Origin of the sequence: Vibrio sp. 10N.222.55.C6, from assembly GCF_041473395.1 — a bacterium.
In the GTDB taxonomy this organism is placed as follows: domain Bacteria; phylum Pseudomonadota; class Gammaproteobacteria; order Enterobacterales; family Vibrionaceae; genus Vibrio; species Vibrio crassostreae_C.
This window is the reverse complement of the sequence record NZ_JBFRSD010000259.1, coordinates 1-706: the sequence shown is the minus strand read 5'-3', so window position 1 is coordinate 706 and position 706 is coordinate 1. Positions and strand designations below refer to the sequence as shown.

1 protein-coding gene is annotated in these 706 nt (G+C 42.2%); it reads left to right on the top strand.

Features of this window, described 5'->3' with window-relative positions; translation table 11 throughout:
• Positions 1 to 563, top strand: a 563-nt coding sequence (locus AB4486_RS23550; RefSeq protein ID WP_372118981.1) for a sensor histidine kinase, incomplete at its 5' end; no start/stop codon positions are given.
• Between the last annotated feature and the right edge of the window lie 143 nt (positions 564 to 706).

The window sequence follows — 706 nt, the reverse complement described above, 5'->3', positions numbered from 1 at the left end:
CTCATGAACTTAGAACCCTGATAATGGTGATAAAAGGGTCGGCAGAGCTGCTAACTAAAGTACCCAATCAACCTCCTGTTGCGTTAAAAGCGATTAATCGCTTGCAAGAAGCGAGTGAACAGATGCGAGTGCTGACTGAGATGTTTTTGCTGCTTGGTAAAGAGAGTATCGATGAGCATTATTTCGGTCACTATGACTTGGCAGTCGAAGTTCAGAATCAGTTGCTTGAAATGGCGCCTTTGTTTGCCAAGCAGGATGCGAGTTATGATCTGGACGTCAAAGAGACTGTCACTGTGTATGCGCCAGAGAGCTTTATTACTATTGTATTGAATAACTTAATTAAAAATGCGTTTAGCTACAGTATTGGCGATGTTGGAATTGTGGTGACAGGTTCTCAATTAGTGATCACTAACCGTCATGATGGCAACGAGACTTACAATGCTGGCTATGGTTGTGGCCTAGTGATTGTGCAACGAATTTGTGAGCGAATGGGTTGGAGTTTTGAAACTCAAGATGATGGGCTTCAATTCAGTACTTACTTAGATTTCTCAGTAGATAATTAGGTTGGGTAGCAGGTAGTTTCGATTACAAAAAATGAACCCATTGAGAAGGAGAGTAGTGTGGCTAAGTTAGCCACACTAGCATATGAGTTGTTATACGATCTTAAGCGCGTGATGGCGTGTGAGTTGTTTGTGTAGCGAGTCTT